This is a genomic window from Streptomyces roseolilacinus, assembly GCF_014649335.1.
Taxonomy (GTDB): Bacteria; Actinomycetota; Actinomycetes; order Streptomycetales; family Streptomycetaceae; genus Streptomyces; species Streptomyces roseolilacinus.
Genome location: NZ_BMSV01000009.1, coordinates 104,131 through 128,346 on the forward strand (window position 1 = coordinate 104,131; position 24,216 = coordinate 128,346).

At 74.7% G+C, this 24,216-nt stretch carries 19 protein-coding genes; 8 read left to right on the plus strand and 11 right to left on the minus strand.

Going from position 1 to position 24,216, the window contains the following annotated elements:
- Window positions 1-38: 38 nt before the first annotated feature.
- Together IE106_RS21865 and IE106_RS21870 are read left to right on the plus strand one after the other, a co-directional pair.
- Window positions 39-374: a YnfA family protein gene (locus IE106_RS21865; protein ID WP_189536714.1), complete on the plus strand. Its 336-nt coding sequence runs from the start codon at window positions 39-41 to the stop codon at window positions 372-374.
- A gap of 53 nt (window positions 375-427) precedes the next feature.
- A complete protein-coding gene (locus IE106_RS21870; RefSeq protein ID WP_189536716.1) occupies window positions 428-940 on the plus strand; it encodes a GNAT family N-acetyltransferase in 513 nt (170 codons plus the stop codon).
- A 75-nt stretch (window positions 941-1,015) separates the two neighbouring features.
- Here the strand turns inward: IE106_RS21870 and IE106_RS21875 are convergent, their stop codons facing one another.
- The 4 genes from IE106_RS21875 to IE106_RS21890 all read right to left on the minus strand — a co-directional run bounded on the left by IE106_RS21875 (window position 1,016) and on the right by IE106_RS21890 (window position 7,139).
- Window positions 1,016-1,219, minus strand: coding sequence for a hypothetical protein (locus IE106_RS21875; protein ID WP_189536718.1), 204 nt, complete (start codon window positions 1,217-1,219; stop codon window positions 1,016-1,018).
- A gap of 145 nt (window positions 1,220-1,364) precedes the next feature.
- Complete coding sequence (locus IE106_RS21880) at window positions 1,365-2,768, minus strand: dihydrolipoyl dehydrogenase family protein (RefSeq protein WP_189536720.1); 1,404 nt, start codon at window positions 2,766-2,768, stop codon at window positions 1,365-1,367.
- 529 nt (window positions 2,769-3,297) lie between these two features.
- Window positions 3,298-3,681: a hypothetical protein gene (locus IE106_RS21885; RefSeq protein WP_189536722.1), complete on the minus strand. Its 384-nt coding sequence runs from the start codon at window positions 3,679-3,681 to the stop codon at window positions 3,298-3,300.
- Between the two features lie 107 nt (window positions 3,682-3,788).
- Complete coding sequence (locus tag IE106_RS21890; protein WP_189536724.1) at window positions 3,789-7,139, minus strand: ALF repeat-containing protein; 3,351 nt, start codon at window positions 7,137-7,139, stop codon at window positions 3,789-3,791.
- A gap of 551 nt (window positions 7,140-7,690) precedes the next feature.
- Between IE106_RS21890 and IE106_RS21895 the strand changes: the two genes are divergently transcribed.
- Both IE106_RS21895 and IE106_RS21900 read left to right on the plus strand, forming a co-directional pair.
- On the plus strand, window positions 7,691-8,179 hold the full coding sequence (locus tag IE106_RS21895; protein ID WP_189536726.1) for a hypothetical protein: 489 nt from the start codon (window positions 7,691-7,693) through the stop codon (window positions 8,177-8,179).
- A gap of 72 nt (window positions 8,180-8,251) precedes the next feature.
- Window positions 8,252-10,468, plus strand: coding sequence for a S1 family peptidase (locus IE106_RS21900; RefSeq protein ID WP_189536728.1), 2,217 nt, complete (start codon window positions 8,252-8,254; stop codon window positions 10,466-10,468).
- 120 nt (window positions 10,469-10,588) lie between these two features.
- Here the strand turns inward: IE106_RS21900 and IE106_RS21905 are convergent, their stop codons facing one another.
- Together IE106_RS21905 and IE106_RS21910 are read right to left on the minus strand one after the other, a co-directional pair.
- Window positions 10,589-11,227 carry a class F sortase gene (locus tag IE106_RS21905; RefSeq protein ID WP_189536730.1) on the minus strand — a complete coding sequence of 213 codons (639 nt, stop codon included), beginning with the start codon at window positions 11,225-11,227 and terminating at the stop codon, window positions 10,589-10,591.
- Window positions 11,228-11,232: 5 nt separating this feature from the next.
- Window positions 11,233-11,922 carry a DUF4142 domain-containing protein gene (locus IE106_RS21910; RefSeq protein WP_229840682.1) on the minus strand — a complete coding sequence of 230 codons (690 nt, stop codon included), beginning with the start codon at window positions 11,920-11,922 and terminating at the stop codon, window positions 11,233-11,235.
- 320 nt (window positions 11,923-12,242) lie between these two features.
- On the opposite strand from IE106_RS21910, the gene IE106_RS21915 reads away from it, so the two are divergent.
- Window positions 12,243-12,995, plus strand: coding sequence for a helix-turn-helix transcriptional regulator (locus IE106_RS21915; RefSeq protein ID WP_189536734.1), 753 nt, complete (start codon window positions 12,243-12,245; stop codon window positions 12,993-12,995).
- A 124-nt stretch (window positions 12,996-13,119) separates the two neighbouring features.
- On the opposite strand, the gene IE106_RS21920 is transcribed toward IE106_RS21915, so the two are convergent.
- The 3 genes from IE106_RS21920 to IE106_RS21930 form a co-directional block, all read right to left on the minus strand.
- Entirely contained in the window at window positions 13,120-13,977 is an 858-nt protein-coding gene (locus IE106_RS21920) for an ABC transporter permease (protein WP_189536736.1), read from the minus strand.
- On the minus strand, window positions 13,974-16,622 hold the full coding sequence (locus IE106_RS21925; RefSeq protein ID WP_189536738.1) for an alpha/beta fold hydrolase: 2,649 nt from the start codon (window positions 16,620-16,622) through the stop codon (window positions 13,974-13,976). Before IE106_RS21925 ends, IE106_RS21920 begins: the two co-directional genes overlap by 4 nt.
- Window positions 16,623-16,833: 211 nt before the next feature.
- A complete protein-coding gene (locus tag IE106_RS21930) occupies window positions 16,834-18,336 on the minus strand; it encodes a CoA-acylating methylmalonate-semialdehyde dehydrogenase (protein WP_189536740.1) in 1,503 nt (500 codons plus the stop codon).
- A 326-nt stretch (window positions 18,337-18,662) separates the two neighbouring features.
- Between IE106_RS21930 and IE106_RS21935 the strand changes: the two genes are divergently transcribed.
- From IE106_RS21935 to IE106_RS21945, 3 genes are all read left to right on the plus strand, one after another.
- Window positions 18,663-18,860, plus strand: coding sequence for a helix-turn-helix transcriptional regulator (locus tag IE106_RS21935; RefSeq protein ID WP_189536742.1), 198 nt, complete (start codon window positions 18,663-18,665; stop codon window positions 18,858-18,860).
- A 174-nt stretch (window positions 18,861-19,034) separates the two neighbouring features.
- Window positions 19,035-19,616: a GNAT family N-acetyltransferase gene (locus IE106_RS21940; RefSeq protein WP_189536744.1), complete on the plus strand. Its 582-nt coding sequence runs from the start codon at window positions 19,035-19,037 to the stop codon at window positions 19,614-19,616.
- Window positions 19,617-19,679: 63 nt separating this feature from the next.
- Complete coding sequence (locus IE106_RS21945) at window positions 19,680-19,916, plus strand: heavy-metal-associated domain-containing protein (protein WP_189536746.1); 237 nt, start codon at window positions 19,680-19,682, stop codon at window positions 19,914-19,916.
- Between the two features lie 473 nt (window positions 19,917-20,389).
- Here IE106_RS21945 and IE106_RS21950 read toward each other — a convergent pair whose 3' ends face one another.
- Both IE106_RS21950 and recD2 read right to left on the minus strand, forming a co-directional pair.
- Window positions 20,390-21,679 (minus strand): citrate synthase, encoded by a 1,290-nt coding sequence (locus IE106_RS21950; protein WP_189536990.1) that lies wholly within the window; start codon window positions 21,677-21,679, stop codon window positions 20,390-20,392.
- A gap of 167 nt (window positions 21,680-21,846) precedes the next feature.
- On the minus strand, window positions 21,847-24,078 hold the full coding sequence (recD2, locus tag IE106_RS21955) for an SF1B family DNA helicase RecD2 (protein ID WP_189536748.1): 2,232 nt from the start codon (window positions 24,076-24,078) through the stop codon (window positions 21,847-21,849).
- Window positions 24,079-24,216 lie beyond the last annotated feature (138 nt).

Below are 24,216 nucleotides of genomic sequence, written 5' to 3' on the forward strand. Positions count from 1 at the left end.
CGGGTCGGGGCGACGGCCCGCCGGTAGGGTCGGCCGGCATGACCGTCGTTCGTTCCGTCGCCCTGTTCGTCCTCGCGGCCCTCTTCGAGATCGGTGGCGCCTGGCTCGTCTGGCAGGGCGTCCGCGAGCACCGGGGGTGGGTCTGGGTGGGCGCCGGCGTCATCGCGCTCGGCCTGTACGGAGTGGTGGCGACCTGGCAGCACGACGCCCACTTCGGCCGTATCCTCGCCGCGTACGGCGGTGTCTTCGTCGCGGGGTCGATCGCCTGGGGCATGGTCGCCGACGGCTACCGCCCCGACCGCTACGACGTCGTCGGCGCCCTGGTGTGCCTCGCCGGGATGGCCGTGATCATGTACGCGCCGCGCGGGCACTGACCCGGACCGGCGGCGTTCACCCGACCGTGATCCGCGCCGGGGAGACTTCCCCCATGGACGCATCCACCACACGGGCCGTCACCGTCGTGCCGCTCACCGCCGGGCACGCGGACGAGGTCATCGCGATCTACCAGGCCGGCATCGACGAGGGCGACGCCACTTTCGAGACCACCGCCCCCACCTGGGCGGAGTTCGACGCGGCCAGACTGCCCGAGCACCGCTTCGCCGCCGTCGACGAAACCGGCCGCGTCCTCGGCTGGGTCGCGGCGGTGAAGGTCTCCGACCGGTGCGCGTACGCCGGGGTCGTCGAGCACTCGGTGTACGTCCGTCCCGACGCGCGTGGGCGGGGCGTCGCCTCCGCGCTCCTCGCCGCCCTCGTGGACTCCACCGAGGCGGCCGGGGTCTGGACCATCCAGTCCGGTGTCTTCCCCGAGAACGCCGCGAGCCTCGCCGTCCACGAACGCGCCGGTTTCCGGGTCGTCGGCACCCGCGAACGCATCGGCCGCCACCACGGCCGCTGGCGCGACACCGTCCTCATCGAGCGCCGCAGCCCCCGCGTCGGTTGACAGCCGGCGGCCGGCGCGGGGCGTGGCCCGCCCGGCCCGCGCCGGGAGGGCGGGCCGCACCGGTACGCCTGGAGGTCACCCGCGGCGGCGGGCCGTACGGCGCCGCAGCCAGGCGCCCAGTTCGCCGACGGCGACGAGGAGCGCGGCGGACGCCGCGCACCGCGGCAGGGCCGCCGGCTGGTCGACCGCCTCGCCCAGGGACCACAGGGCCAGGGTGAGCAGCAGCCACCAGGCGGCGAGCGACCACGCCAGGCGGGCGCGGCGGGACGTGTCCTTCACGGGGCTCCCGGCGGTGCGGTGCGGCGGTGCGCACGGGGATGTCGGAGCCAGGGTACGGCCGGGGCCGGCGCGGCCGCCCGGACCCTCGCATCCACCGCCCCGCCGCGCGCTCCCCCGGCCTCCCGGGGGCCGCTGCGGGGAGGGGTCAGCCCAGGTCCTGGAGGGCCTGCTCCACCGTCCGGTGGAAGGTGGGGTACGCGTACATCATGTGCCGCAGCCGCTCCAGCGGGACCTCGGCGTGGACGGCGACCTGCAGTCCGTACAGGACCTCGCCGCCCGTCGGGCCCGCGGAGGTCGCGCCGACCAGGACGTCCCGGTCGGCGTCCGCGACGAGCTTGACCAGCCCTTCGTTGCCCGCCTTGTGGATCCAGCCGCGCGTCGACGACGGCACCTGCGCGAGGCCGGTGCGCACCGTGATGCCGCGTTCGCGGGCGGCGTGCTCGGTCAGGCCGACCGAGCCGACCTCCGGGTCGGTGAACGTGACGCGGGGCAGCGCCCGGTAGTCGGCGTCCGGGCCGGGTTCGCCGAGGACGTCCCGCGCGGCCAGTTCGCCCTGGTACATGGCGACGTGGGTGAACGCCCCGTGCCCGGTGACGTCGCCGACGGCCCACACGCCGTCCGCCGCGCGCATCCGCCCGTCCACGTCGAGGGCCTTGGCGCCGGGGTCCAGGCCGATGTGCTCGACGCCCAGGTCGGACAGTGCGGCGCGGCGGCCCGTCGCCACGAGCAGGTGGCGGGCGGTCAGTTCCGCGCCGCCGTCCAGGGTGAGGCGGAACGTCCCGTCCTCGTGCCGTACGCCGACGGCCCGCGCCCCGGTCCGCACGTCGACGCCCTCCGCGCGGAACACGTCCGCGACGAGCGCGGCCGCCTCCGGCTCCTCCGAGGGCAGCAGCCGGTCGGCCGCCTCGACGACGGTGACGGCCGTGCCGAACCGGGCGTAGGCCTGCGCGAGCTCGGCGCCGATGGGTCCGCCGCCGAGGACGAGGAGCGACGGCGGGGCCTCCTTCGCGGAGACGGCGTCGCGGTTCGTCCAGTACGGGACCTCGTCGAGGCCCGGTACGGGCGGGATCTGCGGGCGGCTGCCCGTGGCGAGGACCACGCCCCTGCGGGTGGTGAGGACCCGCCCGTCGACGTCGACGCGCCCCGGCCCGACGAGGCGCGCCCGGCCGCGCAGGAACCGGCCGCCCTTGCCGGTGAAGCGGTCCACGGCCGCCTTGTCGTCCCAGTCGTCGGTCGCCTCGTCGCGGATGCGGGCCGCGACGGGCGTGAAGTCCGCGGTGACCTCGGTGCGCCCGGCCATGCCGGGGACCCGGCGGGCCTCGGCGAGCAGGTTGCCCGCGCGGATCATCATCTTGCTCGGTACGCACGCCCAGTACGGGCACTCCCCGCCCACCAGCTCGGCCTCCACGCCGACGACGTCCAGGCCGGCCTCGGCCAGGCGCCCGGCGACGTGCTCGCCGCCCACCCCCATGCCGACGACGACCACGTCGACCGTCTCCGTACCGGTGTCGGCGTGACCGGTGTCGGCGTGCTGTCCGGGACCCGCCATGGGTGACCTCCTCGCGTCGGCTCAGCCCGAAGTTCCCCCCGTGGTGATCGTTATACGCACCACCGACGCACTTCTTGCGAACGGTCCCTTCACGAAACCGGCGGGAACCACCCCTGCCGGTCCGCTCACGGGATGGGCGGGGGGGCGGACACCGGGGCGGTGAGGGGCGACCGGTGGGCGGTGCGCACCTGTGCCGGGGAGGGTGACCACGTGGGGCTGCTCGTGGAGCCGGGAGGGCGCGGTCCCCTGGGCGGGTCACACCTGAACCCGGGAGGGGGAGGGTGCCCCGCTGGGCCGCTCGTGGAGCCGAAGGGGCGCGCGGATGCCGGGCCGGCGGGGGCACACTTCGGCGGGGCCACCCCTGTGCCGGGGAGGGGGCGGGTGCCCCCCCTGTAGCGCTCGTGGAGCCGAAGGGGCGCGCGGGTGTCGGGAAGACGAGCGCGCGCAGCGCCCCGAGGAACGAGGGGCCGAGCACGGTCGACTTCCCGACACCCGCCGAAAGCGCCCCGGAGGCGCAACGAGCCCAGAATTAACGCATGAACCACGCCCCGACCCCCGCCACGACGAAGACCGCGACGAGGAGCTGGGTGGTGGCGCCGGTGGACATCTTGTTGTCGGGGGACCTGGGGTTCCGCTTGACGTCCTCGGCGAGTCGTGCCAGTTCGCCGCGGCGGCCGAGTACGCCGAGGGTCAGGGCGAGCATGGCCAGGGAGTACATGGAGAGGACTTCCCAGGGCCGCATGTCGCGGGCGTAGTAGGTGGCCGCGCCGAAGACCGCCATCGCGAGCACCATGGCGTACACGCCGCGGCGCATCTTCCCGGTCATCCAGGAGCCCCATGTCACGGCGAAGGCCGCGGTGCAGGCCAGGGCGGCGAGCCACAGGACGGGGACGGGGGTTTCGGACAGGGTCACGGTGCTCCTCGCGGGTCCGCCGCCGCGGGGGCGGCGCGAGCGCCGGGCGGCCCGGTCCACGGGCCGCCCGGCGGTCATACGGTTGTTCGGATACTAGGCGGGGGCGGCTACCAGGTGAACACGCCCCACACGGGTGACAGCAGGTCGTGTCCCGCGGCGACCACCGACGAGCCCCACGACTTGACGTGCCCGGCGGCCTCCAGCGCCTTGTCGGCGTACTTGATGGCCGAGCCGACGCGGAACCCTATGGCGCCGAGGGCCACTCCGACGGCGGCGTTCTTGAACGCCTCGCTGCCGAACCCGTCGGTGTAGGCCCAGATGCCGGCGCTGATCGCGCCCAGCGCCAGGGAGGCCACGCCGGCGACGCCGGCGGCGACCGCCAGCGGCGGGAAGAACGCGGCGCCGACGGTCAGGCCGACGGACACGAACCCGATGACGGTGCTGGCGCGGCCGGTCCAGGTGGCCGCGGTCCGCCAGCCGTCCTTGCCGTCGTTCGGCGGCTGCTGGGCGTTGACCCGGTCGTTGTTCGGGTCGTTGGCCGGGTTGGTGCCGTTGGCCGCGTCCTGGCGGGCCTTCTCGGCCGCCGCGGCGGCGGCCGCCGCCTGCTCCTGCGCCCGCTTGTCGGCGGCGATGCGGTGCGCGTCGCTCGCCGCGGCGGAGGCGGCCTCGGCGTCCCGGCCGGCCGCGAGGGCGGAGGCGCGGGCGGCCGTGGCCTGCGACTGGGCGAAGGCGGCGGAGGACTGGGCCTGCTGCGCGGACGCCGAGGCGCGGTTCGCCGAGTGGTTGGCGTACCGGGCCGCCGTGCGCGCGGTCTGCTCGGCGGTGGTCGCCTTCTGGGCCGACGCGGCCGCCGCGGCGGCGGAGGCGTCGGCGGCGTCGGCGCTGTCGCGGGCCGCCTGGGCGTGGTGGGACGCCTGGGTGGCGGACTGCTGCGCCTTGTCCGCCCACTCGGCGGCCTCGGCGGCCGCGTTGCGGGCCTTGGCGGCCGCTTCGGAGGCGCGGGCCGCGTCCTCGTGGGCCTTGGCGGCGACGCGGGCCGCGTTGGCGATGGAGGCGCGGATCGCGGCGACGTGCGTCGCGGTGTCCTGGTCGAGCTGGGCGGCCTTGTGGTACGCGCCGTTGGCGAAGTCGTGGCGCATCCAGGCGGGGCCGGCCATGGCGACCTCGGCGGTGGCCTTGACGTTGGCGCCGCCGGTGTTCATCAGTGCCAGCGTCTTGACCCGGTCGTCCTCCATCACGGCGTCCCGCAGGCCCACCATGAGGAAGTCGAGCATGACCGGCACGCTGCCGTCGGTGAGGGCGGCGTTGCCGGCCTTCGTCACGGCGGGGCCGGCGCCGTCCATCAGCTTCAGGATCTGACGGCGGTAGTCCTCGCCCTGGATGTTCGCGGCGTCGGTGGTGATGAACCGCTCGGCGGCCGCCGGGTCGGGGTTCTCCAGCGCCTTCTGCGCGGCCTCGGCCACGGCGGTCTGGCCCAGCTGGGCCATGAAGAGGACCTTCTCGCGCGTGTCGAGCCGGACGGCCTTCGGGTGGTCGTTCCTCAGCCAGGTCAGGACGTCGGTGTCGGAGCCGGCCGCGGCGAACTGGGCGGCCGAGCGGGTCCAGGAGCCCCGGTCCTCGAAGAGGTTGATCGCCGCCTTGCGGCCGAGCCTGACCGCGGTGGACGTGTCGCCGGTGTCGGCGGCCGTCCTGGCCTGGGTGATCAGCTGCCGGGCCTCGGCGTCGAGGGTGGCCTCGTGGGACTTCCGCGCGTCGGCGACCGCGTTGGCCTCGGTCTCCGACTTCAGTACCTCGTCGGCTTCCTGGATGCCGGTCTGCTTGTCGCCCTCCAGCTGCGCCGCCTCGGTCTCGCGGGCGACGCGCTCGATGTTCTGCGCCTGGGCGACGGCGTCGGAGGCGACGGTGGCCGCGGCGATCGCCGCGTTGGCGTGGAGGGTCGACTGGTTGGCGTAGTCCAGCGCCTTGCCGGCGTAGTCGGCCGCCTTGTCGGCGGCGGCGGCGGCGTTCTCGGCGTGCTGGGCGGCGTTGTTGGCGGCCGTGTGCGCGGCGCGCGCGGCAGACGCCGCCTGGGAGGCGAGCGACCGGGCGCGGGCGGCGGCGGCGGACGCGGTGGCCGCGGCGGCGTTCGCCTCGGCGGCGGCGGCGCGGGCGCGGCGGGCCTGCTCCGTGGCGGTGCCGGCGGCGGAGGCGGCGGCGGCCGACGCGGACGCGGCGGCGGCGGCGTTCTGCGCGGCGGACGCGGCGGCGGAGCCCGCGGCTCCGGCCTGTTCGCTCGCGGTCGCCGCGGCGGACGCGGCGGCGGCGGCGGTACGGGCACCGGCGGCGGCGTTGCGCGCGGCCTGGGCGGCGGAGCGGGCGGCCGACGCCTGGGCGGCGTCCTTCGAGGCGGCGGTGGCCGCGTTGTAGGCGCGGGACGCGGCCTGGCCGGCGGTCGCGGCGGCGGAGGCGGCGGCCTGGGCGGCGGACGCGGCGCGGTGCGAGGCGGCGACGGCGGCGTTGGACGCGTGGACCGCGGTGCGCGCGGCCTGGGCGGCGCCCCGGGCGGCCTCGGCGGCGCGGCTGGCGGCCTGGCCGGCCTTGTTCGCGTCCTCCTTGGCGGCCTCGGCCTCGGCGGCGGCCGTCAGCGCGGCCTCCTTGGCCTTCGCGGCGGCTTCCTGGGCGCGGGCCGACGCCTCCAGGGCGGCGTCCGTCTCGCGCTTGGCGCGGCGGCCGGCCTCCTGGGCGACCTGGACGAGCTGATTGACCGTCAGCGTCTCCTGGTCGCGGGCGCGGGCGATGTGCTGGCCGGTCTCGATGTACCGGCTGATGTCGGCGGGGGTGCCCTCCAGGGCGCGGGAGGCGGTGCGCTGCACCTCCGGGCCGCCCGCCGACATGATCTGGAGGACCTCGAAGCGCTCGTCCTCCTGGTGGGCGGCGTACTGCTTCGTCTTGAGGAACTCGTCGAGCGCGGCTTCGGTGCCGGCGTCGAGGGCCGCCTGACCGGCGGCGCGTACGGAGCGCTTGCCGTTGTTCATGATGGTCAGCACGGTGGTGCGCTTGTCGTGCAGGAGCGGGGCCTTGTAGCCCTCCTTCATGAACGCGTCGATCGCGGCGTCGTCGCCGGCCAGCGCCTTGATCGCGGCGTCGCGGACGCCCTTGCCGGACACCGAGATGACCCGCATCACGGCGACGCGGTTGTCCTCGGCCTTGAGGCGGGGGAGCTGGTTCCGGACGAACGCGGCGACGTCCTGGTCCGTGCCGGACAGGGCGGCCGCGGCGGCGTCCTTGGTGGAGGTGCTGCCGGTCAGCCAGGCTTCGACGGCCCGGGCGCGGAGCCCTTCGGGGAGGTCGCCGGGGAGGGTCTCCTCGGCGTACGCGGTGGACGTCCCGAAGACGGTCACCGCGGTGGCGAAGGCGGTCGCTGTCAGGAACCTGCGGCGCAGTTGTCGCTTCCCGCGCGGCGATCTGAGTATGTCCATACCTCTTCTCCAGCACCCCGTCGTGCAATGGGGCACGTGTGTCGTGACACCATTCCGGTGACGGATGATCACATGGCCAACCGACTTGGCATAAGAGGTTGTTGGAGCCGCCGGCGCCTCCCGCCGGGCTCCGTTCGGCGGGCCGGAGGGCCGTTCTCCCCCGGCCCCGGGGGCCCGGAGCGCCGTCCGGAGCCCTTCCGCACCGACTCCACGGCGTTATCGAATCGTTGCCATCAGTGGGCAACCGGCACCCTCGGAGCCGCTTCTTCCTGACGGCCCGCCGCCTCCGGCACCACCGCCCGCGCCGGATGCGAAATCTTGTGCGGGTTGCGGGAAGTGATAACAATGATCACGCCAATCCGATCTGGGGAGCCGGAGTCTGGCCGTCGCAACGGGGGGAGTTGACGATCCATCTGTGAGAGATCCGAAGCGCCCACCACCGTGGCGTTTCGTCTTCCGGCCTGCCCACGTGCCCTCGACCCGGGCACGTTCGCGCGTGGGCCGGCCCCATGCGCTCCTTCTCACCTCACGGAACAGGAAACGAGACTCCCATGAAGTTCATCTCTCGTCTGCTCGTCGCGGGCGCGGTCGCCGGCACCACCGTTCTCGCCGTCACCACGACCGGTGGCGCGGGCGCGCCCTCCGTCGCCCCCGTCGCCGACGAGGCGCCGGGCTACGCGGTGGAGGACTTCAACTACCCGCAGGCCGACAAGATCCTCGCCGAGCAGGGCATCAAGCTGAAGCGCGGCGACGGCCACATCGTCCTCGCGACCTGCGGCGACCCGACCCTCCTCGAGGTGTGGGCCCGCAGCAAGGAGAAGATCTGCTTCCGCGTCACGGGCAACCAGGGCTACCTCAGCCTGGAGATCCCCGCGGTCTACGGCGTCAAGGGCAACGCCTACAACACCGACGTCACGATGACCGTGGACAACGAGGAGAAGTCCTTCGAGGTCACCAAGAACACCTGGACGCCGGTCGGCGAGAGCGCCGACCCCCAGGGCCGCGACCACATGCTGCTGGAGATCGTCACCAGCAAGTAAGGCGCGCCCCGTCCCGGGGACCGGCGCGCCCTGCCCGGCCGCCGGTGCCCCACCCCCACCGAGGAAACAGACATGCACCGTGCACACCTGGCCCGTTCCGCCGGACTGGCCGCTCTCACCGCGGCCCTGATGGCCGCACCCCTGGCGGTACCGGCCACCGCCGTCACCGGCACCCCCGAGGCGGAGGGCTCCCTCGCGTTCACCGCGCGCCTCGACATCGGCAACGGCCAGCGCGCCTGCTCCGGCGCCCTCGTCGACCGCGAGTGGATCCTCACCGCGGCCAGCTGCTTCGCCGACGACCCGGCCGTCAGCCTCGCCGTGCCCGCGGGCTCCCCGAAGCTGAGGACCACCGCCACCATCGGCCGTACGGACCTCACCACCACCACCGGCGTGGTGCGCAACGTCGTCGAGGTCGTCGCCCACCCCTCCCGTGACGCGGCCCTCGTCCGCCTGAACCGCCCCGTCACCACCGTCACGCCCGTCGCCCTGGGCACCACTGCGGCCGCCGCCGGCGAGGAGCTGAAGGTCGCCGGCTACGGCCGTACGAAGACCGAGTGGGCGCCGCTGAAGCTGCACAGCGGCACCTTCACCGTCGACGCGGTGAACGCGAGCGACGTCAACCTCACCGGCAAGGACGGCGCGTCCGTCTGCATGGGCGACACCGGTGGCCCCGCCCTGCGCGTCGCGGGCGGCCAGGCCCAGCTCGTCGCCGTCCACAGCCGCTCCGCCCAGGCGGGCTGCTTCGGCGTCGACGCCGCCGTCACCAGCACCGCCGCCGTCGACACCCGCGTCGACGACCTGCGCCCCTGGATCGACGCGAAGCTCGCCGCGCCCCAGTTCACCGACTTCAACTGCGACGGTGCCGAGGACATCGCCATCGGCGACCCGAAGGCCACCGTCGGCGGTGACGCCAACGCCGGTGTCGTGCGCGTCGTCTACGGCGGCGGCAAGGGCGCCGTCGAGCTGAACCAGGACCAGGCGTACGTGCCCGGCGGCGCGGAGGCCAGTGACTGGTACGGCGAGGCCCTCGCCACCTTCGACCACAACGAGGACGGCTGCACCGACCTCGTCGTCGGCGTCCCCGCCGAGGACATCACGGTCGGCACCACCGTCCACGCGGACGCCGGCTCCGTCCACGTCCTGTACGGCGCCAAGGGCGGCATCGGCACCGGCCAGGCCGCCGTCGACCACGTCCAGGGCCTCGGCACCATCGCCGCGATCAAGGGCTCGGCCTCCGAGGCGGGCGACCGCTTCGGCCACGCCGTCGCCGCCGGCCACACCGCCGAGGGCGAGCCGTACCTGCTGATCGGCGCCCCGGGCGAGGACCTCGGCACCGCCACCGACGCGGGCAGCGCCATCTACCTGCGCGGCAGCGTCAACACCGCCGTGAACCAGGACAAGCCCGGCTACGCGGGCGACCCCGAGGCGAGCGACCGGTTCGGCTCCGCCGTCGCCGGCTCCGCGAACCACCTGGTGATCGGCAGCCCCGGCGAGGCCATCGGCACCGAGAAGAACGCCGGCGGCGTGCAGATCCTCAAGCACGCCCTGAACGCCGACAAGGTCCCGGCGCCGGTCCTCGGCTTCGACCAGGACGCCGACGTCGTCAGCGGCGGCGCCGAGCCGGGCGACCAGTTCGGTGCCTCCGTCGCCGCCGTCGCGTACCGCCCGTCCGGCGCGGCCACCGCGACCGACTCGATCATCGCCGTCGGCACGCCCGGCGAGGACCTGACGGTCGGCACCGCCGACAAGGCCGACGCGGGCGCCGTCCACAGCCTCCGCGTCACCGCGTCCGGCACGGTCACCCAGGTCGCCAACATCCAGCAGGAGGTGACGGACGTCTCCGGCACCGCCGAGGCCGGCGACAGGTTCGGCACCAAGGTCGTCCTGGCCAACACCGCGCCGCGCGCCGTCGGCTCCCCCTCGACGCTCGCGCTCGCGGTCGGCATCCCCGGCGAGGCCCTCGGCTCCGTCGCCGGCGCCGGCGCGATCCAGACGTTCCACCCGCTCGGCGCGGCCGGCGCGTACGACCACTGGGTCCAGCCGGGCGACGCCTCCGGCCTCGGCGGCGCCCCGACCGCCGACCACGCCGTCGGCACGTACCTGGGCGGCTCGGCGACGCAGCTGTACGTCGGTGTCACCAACGCCGCCCCGTACGGCGTCGCGTACGCCCTCCCCTGGGGCAACGTGACCGGCGGCCGCACCGGAGCCGCCTCCGCGGCCACCACCTACAAGCCGGGCACGGGCGGCCTGCCCGCCGCGGGCGGCCAGTTCGGCCGCTCCTTCGGCTGATCCACCGGGGCCCGTACCCGCCTCCCGGCGCTCGCCGGGAGACGGGTACGGGCCGGCAGACGGGCGAGCCCCGGGAGGACCTCTCCTCCCGGGGCTCGCCCGCGTCCGGGCGGGCACCGCTCAGGCGGGCACGCCGTACAGGACGAGGTTCTCGGCGTACGTCCGCTCCTCCCGGTCGAACGCCCCCGCGCAGGTGACCAGCACCAGCCGGGGACGGCCCTGCGCCGAGAACAGGTCGCCGGGCAGCGCGCTCGCCCGGTACGTGCGGCGCGCCACGATCCGGTACGTGTGGCGGCCGCCGTCCGCCGCCGCCACCTGCGCCAGCGCGCCGATCGGCAGCGAGTGCAGCGCCTCGAAGGGGCCCGGCCCCTCCTCCGCCGAGTCGAGGTGGCCGGCGAGCAGCAGGGTGCCCGCCGCCGCGCCCGGCCGTGCGCCGAGCGCCCACCAGCCGAGCCGCGACGGGGAGGCCGGCAGGTCCAGCGCTCCGTCGTCGGTCCCGCCGACCGGGTCGATGGGCAGGCGGTCGACGTGGCCCGGCACGGTGAGGGTGACCGGCGGGGAGTGGGCGGCGGCCGCGGCCGCCGCGGCCGGGGCCGCCGTGCCGCGGCCGGAGGGCACCGTGCCCGCGTCCGGCGGGGCGGTCGGCCCGGCCGCCGGGAGGAGCAGGGCCAGGGCCGCCGAGGCGGCGCCCGCGACCCCGGCCCAGACCGGGAGGCGTCCCGGTCCGGGCTCGGTGGTCAGCCGGAGGAGGCCGCCCATGCGCGTCAGCGGACGTCGTTGCGGCGGATGCGCCCGGCCGCCCAGAAGGCGCCGCCCGCGACGAGGACCCCGCCGATGGCCATGGCCGGCACCGCGACGAACACGGGCACGCCCTCGTCGGCGAGGGCCACCTGGCCGCCGCTGCCGGCGTGGATGTGGCTCGGGGCGGCCACGGCGTCCTCGTGGCAGGTGCCGCCGCGGACCATGGCCAGGTGGTGGGCGACGATCGGGCGGGCGGCCTTCGCGCCGGCCGTGATCTCGGCGATCTTCCCCTCGGCGATCTGGTGGTCGAGCATGGCGAGGGTCTTGGTGTGCGCGGCGTCCATGGCCTTCAGCCAGGCCGGGTCGTAGGCACTGGTGCCGGCCTTGGCCATCACGGAGGCGAGGGTCTGCTGCTGCTCGGGGGTGGGCGCCGCGGGCAGGTCGACGCCGAACTTGTCGGCCAGGGCGCGGACGGCGGCGTCGAGCTTGGTGTGGTCGCGTTCGAGGACGCCGCCGGCCTTCTTCACGCAGGCGGCGATGGCGTTCTTCTGGGCGTCCCGGCCGGCGGCGGTCTCGGTCAGGTTCCCCTGGTGGGCGGCGCGCAGGAGCGCGTAGTCGGTGGGCGGTTCGTCGGCGGCGAACGCCGGGGCCGCGGCTATGCCGGAGAGGGTGAGGCAGGTGAGGGCCGTCGCGGCCCAACGGTGCATGCGCATGGTGATGTCGTCATCCGTTCGTGGTCGGTCGGTCGTCGGCCGGCGCACCGCGCCGGCCTCGATCCCATCCGGGCACACCACCGCGCCCGGCGCCATCCGCGGTACTGCGAACCGGTTCAGTCGTCACCCGGACGGCGGGCGCGCCGAGGCCCGGGGGGTGCGCTGGGGCGAACCGACCAGAGTGGACGCCCTTCTTCCGCGATGCGAAGCGCTTGGCTTGGACTCGCCATCGGGGAAAACGGGCCTTGTCACCGTGTGCAGTTGCATGAGTACATGGAGTGGCGTATGTGCGTACCGTGGGATGACGGGGGTGGTCGGCCGTGGCGAACGTCCAGGGCTCCGTACTGGGCCTGGTGGCTGCGCGGGAGGGAAGCCGTGAGGGCGCCCCCGCACGGGCGGCTCCCCTGCCCGCGCCGCGCCCGCCCGGCCAGCCGGTGACGGGCGCGCGCCACATCTGCGCCGCGCTCGCCGCGCTGACCGAGTCGGCCCGCCGGGAGCTGCTGACCTTCGACGATCCGGCGGTCGGGCTGCGGCGGCCGGTCCCGGAGCCGTTCCCGGAGCTGGCGGGCGCGTGCGTCCGGACGGCCGCCGAGCGGGTGCGGACGGTCCGTCAGGTGGTGCCGCGCCACGCGCTGGCCCGGCTGGCGGCCGCCGACCCGGGCGGCGCGGCGCGGCTGGCGGGGCGGGCGCGGCTGACGGACGCGATCCCGTTCAAGATGATCGTGGTGGACCGGACGGTCGCGGCGGTCCCGCTCGACCTGGAGCTGCTCTGCAACGGGCTGCTGCTGATCCGCGACCCGGTGGTCGTCCACGCGCTGGTGCGGGCGCACCACGCGTGGTGGGACGCGGGCGAGGACGTCGGCGAGGGCCGGCAGCAGGGCTCCGGGCTGCCGCCGCGGCTGCGTCCGGTGCTGAACGCGCTGCTGGCCGGGCTGACCGACGAGACGGCCGCGGCGCGGCTGGGCATATCGGCGCGTACGTACAGCAGGCGCGTCGGCGAGCTGCTGACCGCGCTGGGCACGACGAGCCGGTTCCGCGCCGGGGCGGAGGCGGCGCGGCGCGGCTGGCTGTGACCCCGCGCCGCGCCGCCGCGGCCCGGCGGCCGGCCGTCCCGGCACCCAGCGGTCGGGGTGCCGGGCCGTGGCCGTTCGGGGCGCCGGGCCGTGACGGTCGGGGGCCGGGCCGTGCGGCCGGCCGCTAGGACACGATGTCCTTGCGGGCGAAGCCGCGGAAGGCGAGCGCGAACAGCACCAGCGCGTACGCCACGGACACGGCCGCCCCCTTGGCCATGCCGCCCCACTCCAGTTGCGGCTGGAGCGCGTCGACCCAGGCGTACTGCCAGTGCGCGGGCAGGAAGTCGCGCCAGTCGCCGAGCGCCGTCACGGCGTCCAGGACGTTGCCGACGATGGTCAGGCCGACCGCGCCGCCCACCGCCCCCAGCGGGGCGTCGGTGCGCGTGGAGAGCCAGAACGCCAGCCCGGCGGTGACCAGCTGGGACACGAAGACGAACGCGACGGCGATCCCGAGCCGCCCCAGGCTGTCCGCCGCGGGCAGCGTCCCGCCGGTCGGCAGCCGCAGCGGCCCCCACCCGTACGCGACGGTCCCGGCGGCGAGCGCGACGAGCGGCAGCAGCACCATCGCGGCGGCGCTGAAGCCGAGCGCCACGACGAGCTTCGACCACAGCAGCCGGGCGCGGGGCACGGGCGCGGCGAGCAGGTAGCGCAGCGAGGACCAGCCGGCCTCGGAGGCGACGGTGTCCCCGCAGAACAGCGCCACGGGGATCACCAGCAGGAAGCCGGCCGAGACGAACAGGCACGTCGCGGCGAAGTTCCCGGCCGACGCGGTCGCCGTGTCCATGAGCGTGATCCGGTTGTCCGGTCCGTCGTCCTCGCCGCCGCCGATGGCGAAGGCGACGATCAGGACGAACGGCAGGACGGCGAGGATCGCGCCCATCACGGCGGTGCGGCGCCGCTTGAGCTGCCGCACCGCCTCGACGCGCAGGGGCAGGGTGTGCCCGGCGCGGTAGCCGGGCGCCGAGTCGAGCAGCGCGGTCATGCGGCGCCTCCTCCGATCAGGGTGAGGAACGCGTCCTCCAGGCGGCGGTGCGGGCCCACGCCGGCCACGGGCACGTCGAGCCGTACCAGTCCGGCGACGAGCGCGGCGGCGGTGGTGGTGCCGTCGAGCCGTACCAGCAGGCCGCCGTCCGTGCGGACCGCGGAGGCGACGCCCGGCAGCGCGGCGGCCTTCTCGACGAGGGGCTCGGGCAGGTCGCCCTCGGTGGTGACGAGCAGCGTGTCGCCGTTCCCGGTGATCTCGGCGACGGGACCGGCCTGGACGAGCCGGCCCCGGTCCATGACCACGAGGTGGGTGCAGGACTGCTCGACCTCCGACAGGAGGTGGCTGGAGACGATGACGGTCCGGCCGCCGGCCGCGTAGCGGATCATCACGTCCCGCATCTCGCGGATCTGCGGCGGGTCGAGGCCGTTCGTCGGCTCGTCGAGGATGAGCAGGTCCGGCAGGCCCAGCATGGCCTGGGCGATGGCGAGCCGCTGCCGCATGCCCTGCGAGTACGTGCGGACGGCGCGGGCCAGGGCCGTGCCGAGCCCGGCGATCCGGAGCGCCTCGTCGAGGTGGGCGTCCTCGGCGGGGCGGCCGGTGGCCCGCCAGTACAGCTCCAGGTTCTCCCGCCCCGACAGGTGCGGCAGGAAGCCGGCGCCCTCGACGAAGGCGCCGACGCGGGACAGGACGGGCGCGCCGGGCCGGACCGCGTGCCCGAAGACCCGGATCTCGCCGGCATCGGGCGTGATGAGGCCCATCAGCATGCGCAGCGTGGTGGTCTTGCCGGCGCCGTTGGGTCCGAGCAGCCCGAGGACCTGCCCCTTCTCGACGCGGAACGACAGGTCGCGGACGGCGTACGCGTCGGAGGACCGGGCGTAGCGCTTGGTCAGGCCGCTGATGGTGAGCGGCACGTCGGCCGACTCGGGGTCAGGGGCGGGCGCGGCGGTCCTGCGGCGGGCCGTCAGCAGCAGCGCCGCCGCGACGAGGGCGCCGCCGGCCGGCAGGCCCCACACCCACCAGGGCAGTCCGGCGGCCTGGGTGCGCACGGCGGGCGCGGTCGGCACGGACAGCCCGCCGCCGGTGAGGGCGACGGTGTACGCGGCGGGGGCGGTCGGGGAGGCGTAGCCGAGGTCGGTGGCGGCGAGGACGAGGCGCAGCCGGTGCCCGGCCTCCACCTCGTGGTCGACGGCGGGCAGCGTCAGGTCGACGGTCCGGCCGCCCGCGGCGCCGTCGATCCGCACCGGGGCGACGAGTTGGGCCGGGAGCACCTGGCTGCGGCCGTCGGGGCCGACGTCGTACACCTTGCCGAACAGCACGGCCTTCCCGCTGTCGGAGGTGACGGTGACGCGGACGGTGGGCGTGCCGGTGATCCGCAGCGGCTCGCCGAGGGGGCGGGTCTCGAAGCGGGCGTGCTGGCCGGGGAAGTCGAGCGAGACGCCGACGCCGAGCGTGGACAGCCGGGAGAGGCCGCCGCCGACGCCGGGCACGGCGGAGATGCCGGGCGGGGCGGCCCCGGCCGGGTTGCGGAAGGTCTGCGGGGGTCCGGCGAGCGGGAACGTGCGGGTGCCCTCGCGCAGGCCGGGGTAACGGTCGGCGGTGGCGCCGCGCAGGGTCGCGCGGCCGTCGGTGGAGTCGACGCCGCCGGTCCTGCTGACGCGGAAGGCGGGGCCGGTGTCGGCGGCCGTGTCGCCCTTCAGGTACCGGTCGAACCAGGCGCCGATCCTCGCGTGGACGCGGTCGGTCTCGGCGGCGCCGCCGTCGTGGCCGCCGGCGATCCAGTCGACGGAGACGGGCGCGCCGTTGGCGGCGACGGCCTCGGCCATGGCGTCGGCGTGGGAGAGCGGGAAGAGCGAGTCGGACTGGCCCTGGACGATGAGGGTGGGGACCTTGATGCGGTCGGCGACGGCGGACGGGCTGCGGGCCTCCAGCAGCGCGCGGGCGGCGGGGTCGGGCTCGCCGGTGACGGCGACGCGCTCGTACATGGCGCACAGCTCGGGCTGGAACCGGCCGCAGGCGGTGGGCTTCCCCCCGCCGGGCCCGCCGCCGGACCCGGTGGTGAAGAAGATCCCGGCCCACAGCTTCTTGAAGACGCCGTCGGGGAACAGCGCGTCGGCGAGGTTCCAGTACGTGATCTGCGGGGCGATGGCGTCGACGCGGGGGTCGTGCCCGGCGGCGAGCAGCGAGGCCGCCCCGCCGTACGAGGCGCCGGACACCCCGACGCGCGGGTCGCCGGCCTTGTCGAGCCGCACCTCGGGGCGCTCGGCCAGCCAGTCGACCAGCCGCCGGACGTCCTTGACCTCGTACGCGGGGTCGTTGAGGCCGATGCGGCCCCCGGAGCGGCCGAACCCGCGGGCGGTCCAGGTCAGTACGGCGTACCCGTCGCGGGCGAGCCGTTCCGCCTGGGCGCGCACGTCGTCCTTGCTGCCGCCGAAGCCGTGCCCGAGCAGCACGGCGGGGCGGCGCCCGGAACCGGACGTGAAGAACGACGTGTCGATCTCCGCGCCCTCCATGGCGAGCACGGTGTCCTCGCGGTGCACGGCGGCCTCGCCGTCGGAGGCGACGGCGCTGAGGGTGCCGGCGCCGGCGAGCAGCACACCGGCCACGGTGAGCGCCGCCCACCGCCGGGAAAGTCGGATCCGCATGTCTCGACCCTAAACGGCCCGGGTGGGGCGCCCCGCCGCCACCGGTCGGAAGTCCCCGGCCTCCTTCAGGCGTAGGCGCCGGTGCCCGCGTACCGCGGGCGCGGTAGACGCGCGGGGACGCAAGCGGACGAAGAGGACGTGTCGCCCCGCTCCCGGGCCCGCGCGGTCTCCCGCCCGGCGGGCGGGGCGGAGGGGCCCGGGTGCGGCTGCCTCAGTGGTTGCGGGGGAAGCCCAGGTCGACGCCGTCGGGGGCCTCGGACGGGTCGGGCCAGCGGGTGGTGACGACCTTGCCGCGGGTGTAGAAGCGCACGCCGTCGTCGCCGTAGACGTGGTGGTCGCCGAAGAGCGAGTCCTTCCAGCCGCCGAAGGAGTGGTAGCCGACGGGCACCGGGATGGGCACGTTCACGCCGACCATGCCCGCCTCGACCTCCAGCTGGAAGCGGCGGGCGGCGCCGCCGTCGCGGGTGAAGATCGCGGTCCCGTTGCCGTACGGGGAGGCGTTGATCAGGGCGATGCCCTCCTCGTACGTCTCGGCGCGCAGCACGCACAGCACCGGGCCGAAGATCTCCTCCCGGTACGCCCGGGCGGTGGGCGGCACCCTGTCGAGCAGCGAGGGGCCCATCCAGAAGCCGCCCTCGTGGCCCTCGACGACGTGGCCCGTGCCGTCGAGGACGACCTCGCAGCCCTCGGCGGCGGCGCCGGTCACGTAGGAGGCGACCTTGTCGCGGTGGGCGGCCGTGATGAGCGGGCCCATCTCGGAGGCCGGGTCGGAGCCGGGGCCGACCTTGATCCTCTCGGCGCGTTCGCGGATCCCCGCGACGAGCGCGTCGCCGACCGCGCCGACCGCGACGACGGCGGAGACGGCCATGCAGCGCTCGCCCGCGGAGCCGTACGCCGCGGAGACCGCCGCGTCGGCGGCCGCGTCGAGGTCCGCGTCGGGGAGGACCAGCATGTGGTTCTTGGCGCCGCCGAGCGCCTGGACGCGCTTGCCGTGGGCGGTGGCGGTGGCGTGGACGTGCCGGGCGACGGGCGTGGAGCCGACGAACGACACGGCCGCCACGTCGGGATGGGCGAGCAGCGCCTCGACGGCCTCGCGGTCGCCCTGGACGACGTTGAACACGCCGTCGGGCAGTCCGGCCTCGGCGAGCAGCTCGGCGAGCCGGAGCGAGGGCGACGGGTCCTTCTCGCTGGGCTTGAGGACGAAGGTGTTGCCGCAGGCGATGGCGAGCGGGAACATCCACATCGGCACCATGGCGGGGAAGTTGAACGGGCTGATGCCGGCGACCACACCGAGGGGCCGGCGGATCGAGGCGACGTCGACCCGGTTCGACACCTGGGTGGACAGCTCGCCCTTCAGCTGCGTGGTGATCCCGCACGCCAGCTCGACGATCTCCAGGCCGCGGGCGACCTCGCCGAGCGCGTCGGAGTGGACCTTGCCGTGCTCGGCGGTGACGAGCGCGGCGATCTCGTCGCGGTGCGCGTCCAGCAGGGCGCGGAAGCGGAAGAGCACGGCGGTGCGCTGGGCGAGCGACGAGGTGCCCCAGGTGGCGTAGGCGTCCTTGGCGGCGGCGACCGCGGCGTCGACCTCGTCGGCGGAGGCGAGCGCGACGCGGGCGGCGACCAGGCCGGTCGCCGGGTCGGCGACCGGGCCCCAGCGGTCCGACGCGCCCTCGACGGGCTTGCCGCCGATCCAGTGGTGGACGGTCTTCGTCATGGCGTGCGTACTCCTTCACAGACGGCGGCGTCGGGCCCATCCCACCACGCCCCGCGGCCGCGTCGCGCCCGGCAGCGTGCCGGGCGCCGGGGCGCGGCCGTGGACGGGTGCGGTGCTGTCCTCCCCCGTGTCACAGGTGTTCCACGGCCGTCACGTTTGTCACCGATCGTCGGATGTACGGTCACAGCCGTTCACCAGTACGCGCCCATCCGGTCACTCTGCGTCGCGGACTGGGCACAGGGTCGTTGATCATCAGTCCGCGCCGCGGCTCCCGCGACGGCCCTCCCCGGGTCGCGCCGCGGCGTACGCAGGGAGGTGCCATCCAGATGACGGACCGAAGACTCTGGTCGTACAAGGAGATCGCGGCGCACATCCGGGTGCAGCCGGACACCGTCCGCTCGTACCGCAAGCACGGCCTCCTGCCACGGCCCGACCACGTGGAGGCGGGCAAGCCCTACTGGTACGCGGACACGATCCGCACCTGGGTGGCCAACCGCCCCGGCAACCGCCCGCGCGGCGGCTGACCCGGCGCGCGGGCCCCGGCCGGGCGGGACCCGGGACCCGCCCGCCCCCCGGTGGCCTCCCGCTCCGGCGCGCGGGCCCCGGCGCGCGACCCCGCGCGCCGGGGCCGCCGGCCGGCTGCGCGGCGGCGGGGAAACCTCGTTGCCCCGCCGCCGCCGGTCGTCTTCGATCGGGGGATGAGCGACTTCTCCCACAAACCCGTCCTCACCGGCGACCGGGTGGTCCTGCGGCCCTTCACCGAGGACGACGCCGCCACCATGGCGGCGATCATCGAGGACCCCGAGACCTCGCGGCTCACCGGCGGCGCCGGCCGGCCCCCCTTCACGTTCGCGCACCTGCGCCACTGGTACGGGTCGCGGGGCGCGCAGGACGACCGGCTCGACCTGGGACTGGTCGACCGCGCGTCCGGCGGGCTGGTCGGGGAGCTCGTGCTGAACGAGTGGGACGAGCCGAACCGCAGCTGCAACTTCCGCGTCATGATCGGCCCGGCGGGGCGGGACCGGGGCCTGGGGACCGAGGCGATCCGGCTCCTCCTGGCGTACGGCTTCGAGCGGCTCGGCCTGCACCGCGTCCACCTCGGCGTGTACGCCTTCAACCCGCGCGCCCTGCGCGTCTACGAGCGCGTCGGCTTCGTCCGGGAGGGGGTGGAGCGGCAGGCTCTGCTGCACGAGGGCGCGTGGATCGACTCGATCCGGATGGCGATCCTGGCGCCCGAGTGGGCACGACACCGCGGTCACACTGGAACTCATACCCCCTAGGGGTATAGAGTGGCGACCGCACCGGGGCACCACCCCTCCCCCACCTCCACGAGGAGAAGCACCATGACCGCCGAGACGAACACCGACGTCACCACCGTGTACGAGGTCAAGGGCATGACCTGCGGGCACTGCGAGGGCGCCGTCACGCAGGAGCTGTCCGCGCTCCCGGGCGTCACCTCGGTCCGGGCCGTCGCCGCCACCGGCGAGGTGACGGTCACCTCCGGCGCGCCGCTCGACGAGGAGGCCGTGCGCGCCGCCGTGGACGAGGCGGGTTACGAACTGGTCGGCACGGGCGCCTGAGGGCCCGCCCCCACCGCGCCCCCCGTACGGGCCGTATCGCGACAAATGCCGCGGTGCGGCCCGCCCTGCTTGCGGGACCTGAACGCGCGTTCACGTGAATTCACCTTCACGTGACTCACCAGACCTTCACAAGGAGACCTAGATCACAGATATTTAGGGGTAACCATTTGGACGGCTCGCGAGTCTAAATGGGCGATGCCGAGAACGTCTTGGGGGACGTTCATGGGATGTCTTGGGGGACGTCCCAGGCAAGCGTTGGCCGGGGCACGTGCACCGGGGAGCTTTGAGCGGCCCTCCCGTACGTACCCCGGCAGACCGCACACGCGAGCTTCTGCCGGGACACCGGCAGACGCCCGGCCCGGATCCCGTGGGGGGAATCCGCACCGGGGATAGGGAAGCGCCCCGCTCGCCGACCCGTGGGGGGATCGGCAGGCGGGGCGCTTTCGTCACGGCCCGGGCGGCGCCCGGAGGGGTCAGCGGCCCTCGACCGGGACGAAGTCGCGCAGGACCTCGCCCGTGTAGATCTGGCGCGGGCGGCCGATGCGGGAGCCCGGCTCCTTGATCATCTCGTGCCACTGGGCGATCCAGCCCGGCAGGCGGCCCAGGGCGAACAGCACCGTGAACATCTCCGTCGGGAAGCCCATGGCGCGGTAGATCAGGCCCGTGTAGAAGTCCACGTTCGGGTAGAGGTTGCGCGAGACGAAGTAGTCGTCGGCGAGCGCGTGCTCCTCCAGCTTCAGCGCGATGTCCAGCAGCTCGTCGCTCTTGCCGAGCGCCGAGAGGACGTCGTGCGCCGCCGCCTTGATGATCTTCGCCCGCGGGTCGAAGCTCTTGTAGACGCGGTGGCCGAAGCCCATCAGGCGGACGCCGTCCTCCTTGTTCTTCACCTTGCGGATGAAGGAGTCGACGTCGCCGCCGTTGGCCTGGATGCCCTGGAGCATCTCCAGCACCGACTGGTTGGCGCCACCGTGCAGCGGGCCCCACAGGGCCGAGATGCCGGCGGAGATCGAGGCGAACATGTTCGCCTGCGACGAGCCGACCAGGCGGACCGTGGACGTCGAGCAGTTCTGCTCGTGGTCCGCGTGGAGGATCAGCAGCTTGTCGAGCGCCGAGACGACGACCGGGTCGAGCTCGTACTCCTGCGCCGGCACGGAGAACGTCATGCGCAGGAAGTTCTCGACGTACGACAGGTCGTTGCGCGGGTAGACGAACGGGTGGCCGATCGACTTCTTGTACGCGTACGCCGCGATCGTCGGCAGCTTCGCCAGCAGCCGGATCGTCGACAGGTGGCGCTGCTTCTCGTCGAACGGGTTGTGGCTGTCCTGGTAGAACGTCGACAGGGCGCTGACCACGGACGACAGCATCGCCATCGGGTGCGCGTCGCGCGGGAAGCCGTCGAAGAACCGCTTGACGTCCTCGTGCAGCAGCGTGTGCTGCGTGATCTCGTTGGTGAAGGTCTCCAGCTGGTCGGCCTTCGGGAGCTCACCGTTGATCAGCAGGTAGGCCACCTCGAGGAAGGTGGAGTTCTCGGCGAGCTGCTCGATCGGGTAGCCGCGGTAGCGCAGGATGCCCTGCTCGCCGTCCAGGTAGGTGATCGCGGATTTGTACGCGGCCGTGTTGCCGTAGCCGCTGTCCAGGGTCACCAGACCCGTCTGCGCCCGAAGCTTCCCAATGTCGAAGCCCTTGTCCCCGACGGTGCTCTCGACCACCGGGTAGGTGTACTCGCCGTCCGCGTACCGCAGTACTACAGAGTTGTCGCTCACGTCATCCCTCACCGACGTTGTGCCTCTTCTTCGAGGTGCCCTGACTGTCTCTACCATCCCCCACTTGGCTCAGCAGAGTGCACTCGGGGTCGACCATTGGGCCTATTGGCGGCACTGAGTGCCGTCAACCTGCTCATCTTGCCCCCTTCGCCCCGGTTCCGAAAGTCCTAGGTGATGTTTCCCACGGGACGTGCTCCTGTCAGCCGGTGGTCGAGTGCGGTAAAGCGCCGCCCCGCGGAAACCGTCCGGACGGCCTGGCCGATCGCCTTGCGGGACCCGACGAGGACGACCAGCTTCCGGGCCCGGGTGACGGCCGTGTAGAGGAGGTTGCGCTGGAGCATCATCCAGGCGCCGGTCGTGACGGGGATGACGACGGCCGGGTACTCGCTGCCCTGCGAGCGGTGGATCGTCACCGCGTACGCGTGGGCCAGCTCGTCCAGCTCGTCGAAGTCGTACGGCACCTCCTCGTCCTCGTCCGTCAGCACCGTCAGCCGCTGCTCGTCCGGGTCGAGGGCGGTGACCACCCCCACCGTGCCGTTGAAGACGCCGTTGCGGCCCTTCTCGTAGTTGTTGCGGATCTGCGTGACCTTGTCCCCGACGCGGAAGACGCGGCCGCCGAACCGCTTCTCCGGCAGTCCGGGGCGGGCCGGGGTGACGGCCTGCTGGAGGAGCCCGTTGAGCGTGCCCGCGCCGGCCGGGCCGCGGTGCATGGGCGCGAGGACCTGCACGTCCCGGCGCGGGTCGAGGCCGAACCGCGCCGGGATGCGGCGGGCGGCCACGTCGACCGTGAGCCGCCCGGCCTCCTCGGTGTCCTCCGCCACGAACAGGAAGAAGTCCGGCAGGCCGCTGGTCACCGGGTGCTCCCCGGCGTTGATCCGGTGGGCGTTGGTGACGACCCCGGACTTCTGCGCCTGGCGGAAGATCCGGGTGAGCCGCACCGACGGGATGGGGCTGTCCGGCGCCAGCAGGTCGCCCAGCACCTGGCCCGCGCCGACGCTCGGCAGCTGGTCCACGTCCCCCACCAGCAGCAGGTGCGCACCCGGCGCGACCGCCTTGACCAGCTTGTTCGCCAGCAGCAGGTCCAGCATCGACGCCTCGTCGACCACCACGAGGTCCGCGTCGAGCGGCCGGTCCCGGTCGTACGCCGCGTCGCCGCCGGGCTTCAGCTCCAGCAGCCGGTGCACCGTGGACGCCTCGGCGCCCGTCAGCTCCGCGAGCCGCTTGGCCGCCCGGCCCGTGGGCGCGGCCAGCAGGACCTTCGCCCTCCTGGCGCGGGCCAGCTCCACGACCGAGCGCACCGTGAAGGACTTGCCGCAGCCGGGCCCGCCGGTCAGCACGGCGACCTTCCGGGTGAGGGCGAGCCGTACGGCGGCCTCCTGCTCGGGCGCCAGCTCCGCCCCCGTACGGTCCGCGAGCCACGCCAGGGCCTTGTCCCAGGCGACGTCCCGGAAGGCGGCCATGCGGTCCTCCTCGGCCCGCACCAGCCGCAGCAGCTGCGCGGCGAGGGCCACCTCCGCGCGGTGGAACGGCAGCAGGTACACGGCCGTGACCGGCTCGCCGTCCGGGCCGGGCACCCGCTCCCGTACGACGCCGCCCTCCTCCTCGTCCGCCGCCAGCTCGGCGAGGCAGTCGATGACCAGGCCCGTGTCGACCTGGAGGAGCTTCACCGCGTCCGCGATGAGCCGTTCCTCGGGCAGGAAGCAGTTGCCCTGGTCGGCCGACTGGGACAGGGCGTGGCGCAGCCCGGCCATGACCCGGTCGGGGCTGTCGTGGGGGATGCCGACGGCCTGCGCGATGCGGTCGGCGGTGAGGAAGCCGATGCCCCACACGTCGGCGGCCAGCCGGTACGGCTGGTTGCGCACGACGGAGATCGACGCGTCGCCGTACTTCTTGTAGATCCGCACCGCGATCGAGGTGGACACGCCGACGCCCTGGAGGAAGACCATGACCTCCTTGATGGCCTTCTGCTCCTCCCAGGCGGCGCCGATCATCCGGGTCCGCTTCGGGCCGAGGCCGGGCACCTCGACGAGCCGCTCCGGCTCCCGTTCGATGACGTCGAGCGTGTCCGTGCCGAAGTGCTCCACGATCCGGTCGGCGATGCGCGGGCCGATGCCCTTGATCAGCCCCGAGCCCAGGTAGCGGCGGATGCCCTGGATCGTCGCGGGCAGCACCGTCGTGTAGTTCTCCACGGTGAACTGCCGCCCGTACTGCGGGTGCGAGCCCCAGCGGCCCTCCATCCGCAGCGACTCGCCCGGCTGCGCGCCGAGCAGCGAGCCGACGACGGTGAGCAGGTCACCGCCGCCGCGCCCGGTGTCGACCCGGGCGACCGTGTACCCGTTCTCCTCGTTGCTGTAGGTGATGCGTTCGAGGACGCCTTCCACCACCGCCGTCTGCGACATGCCCCCGACGCTACCGATCCCCTCCGACAGCGCGCCGCCCCCGGGGGCGGCCCGTCCGCGGGCGGCGGCCGGCACGGGCGGCCGGAGGGCCGGGCCCGGCGGGGCCCGGCGGGGCCCGGCGGGGCCCGGCCCTCCTCC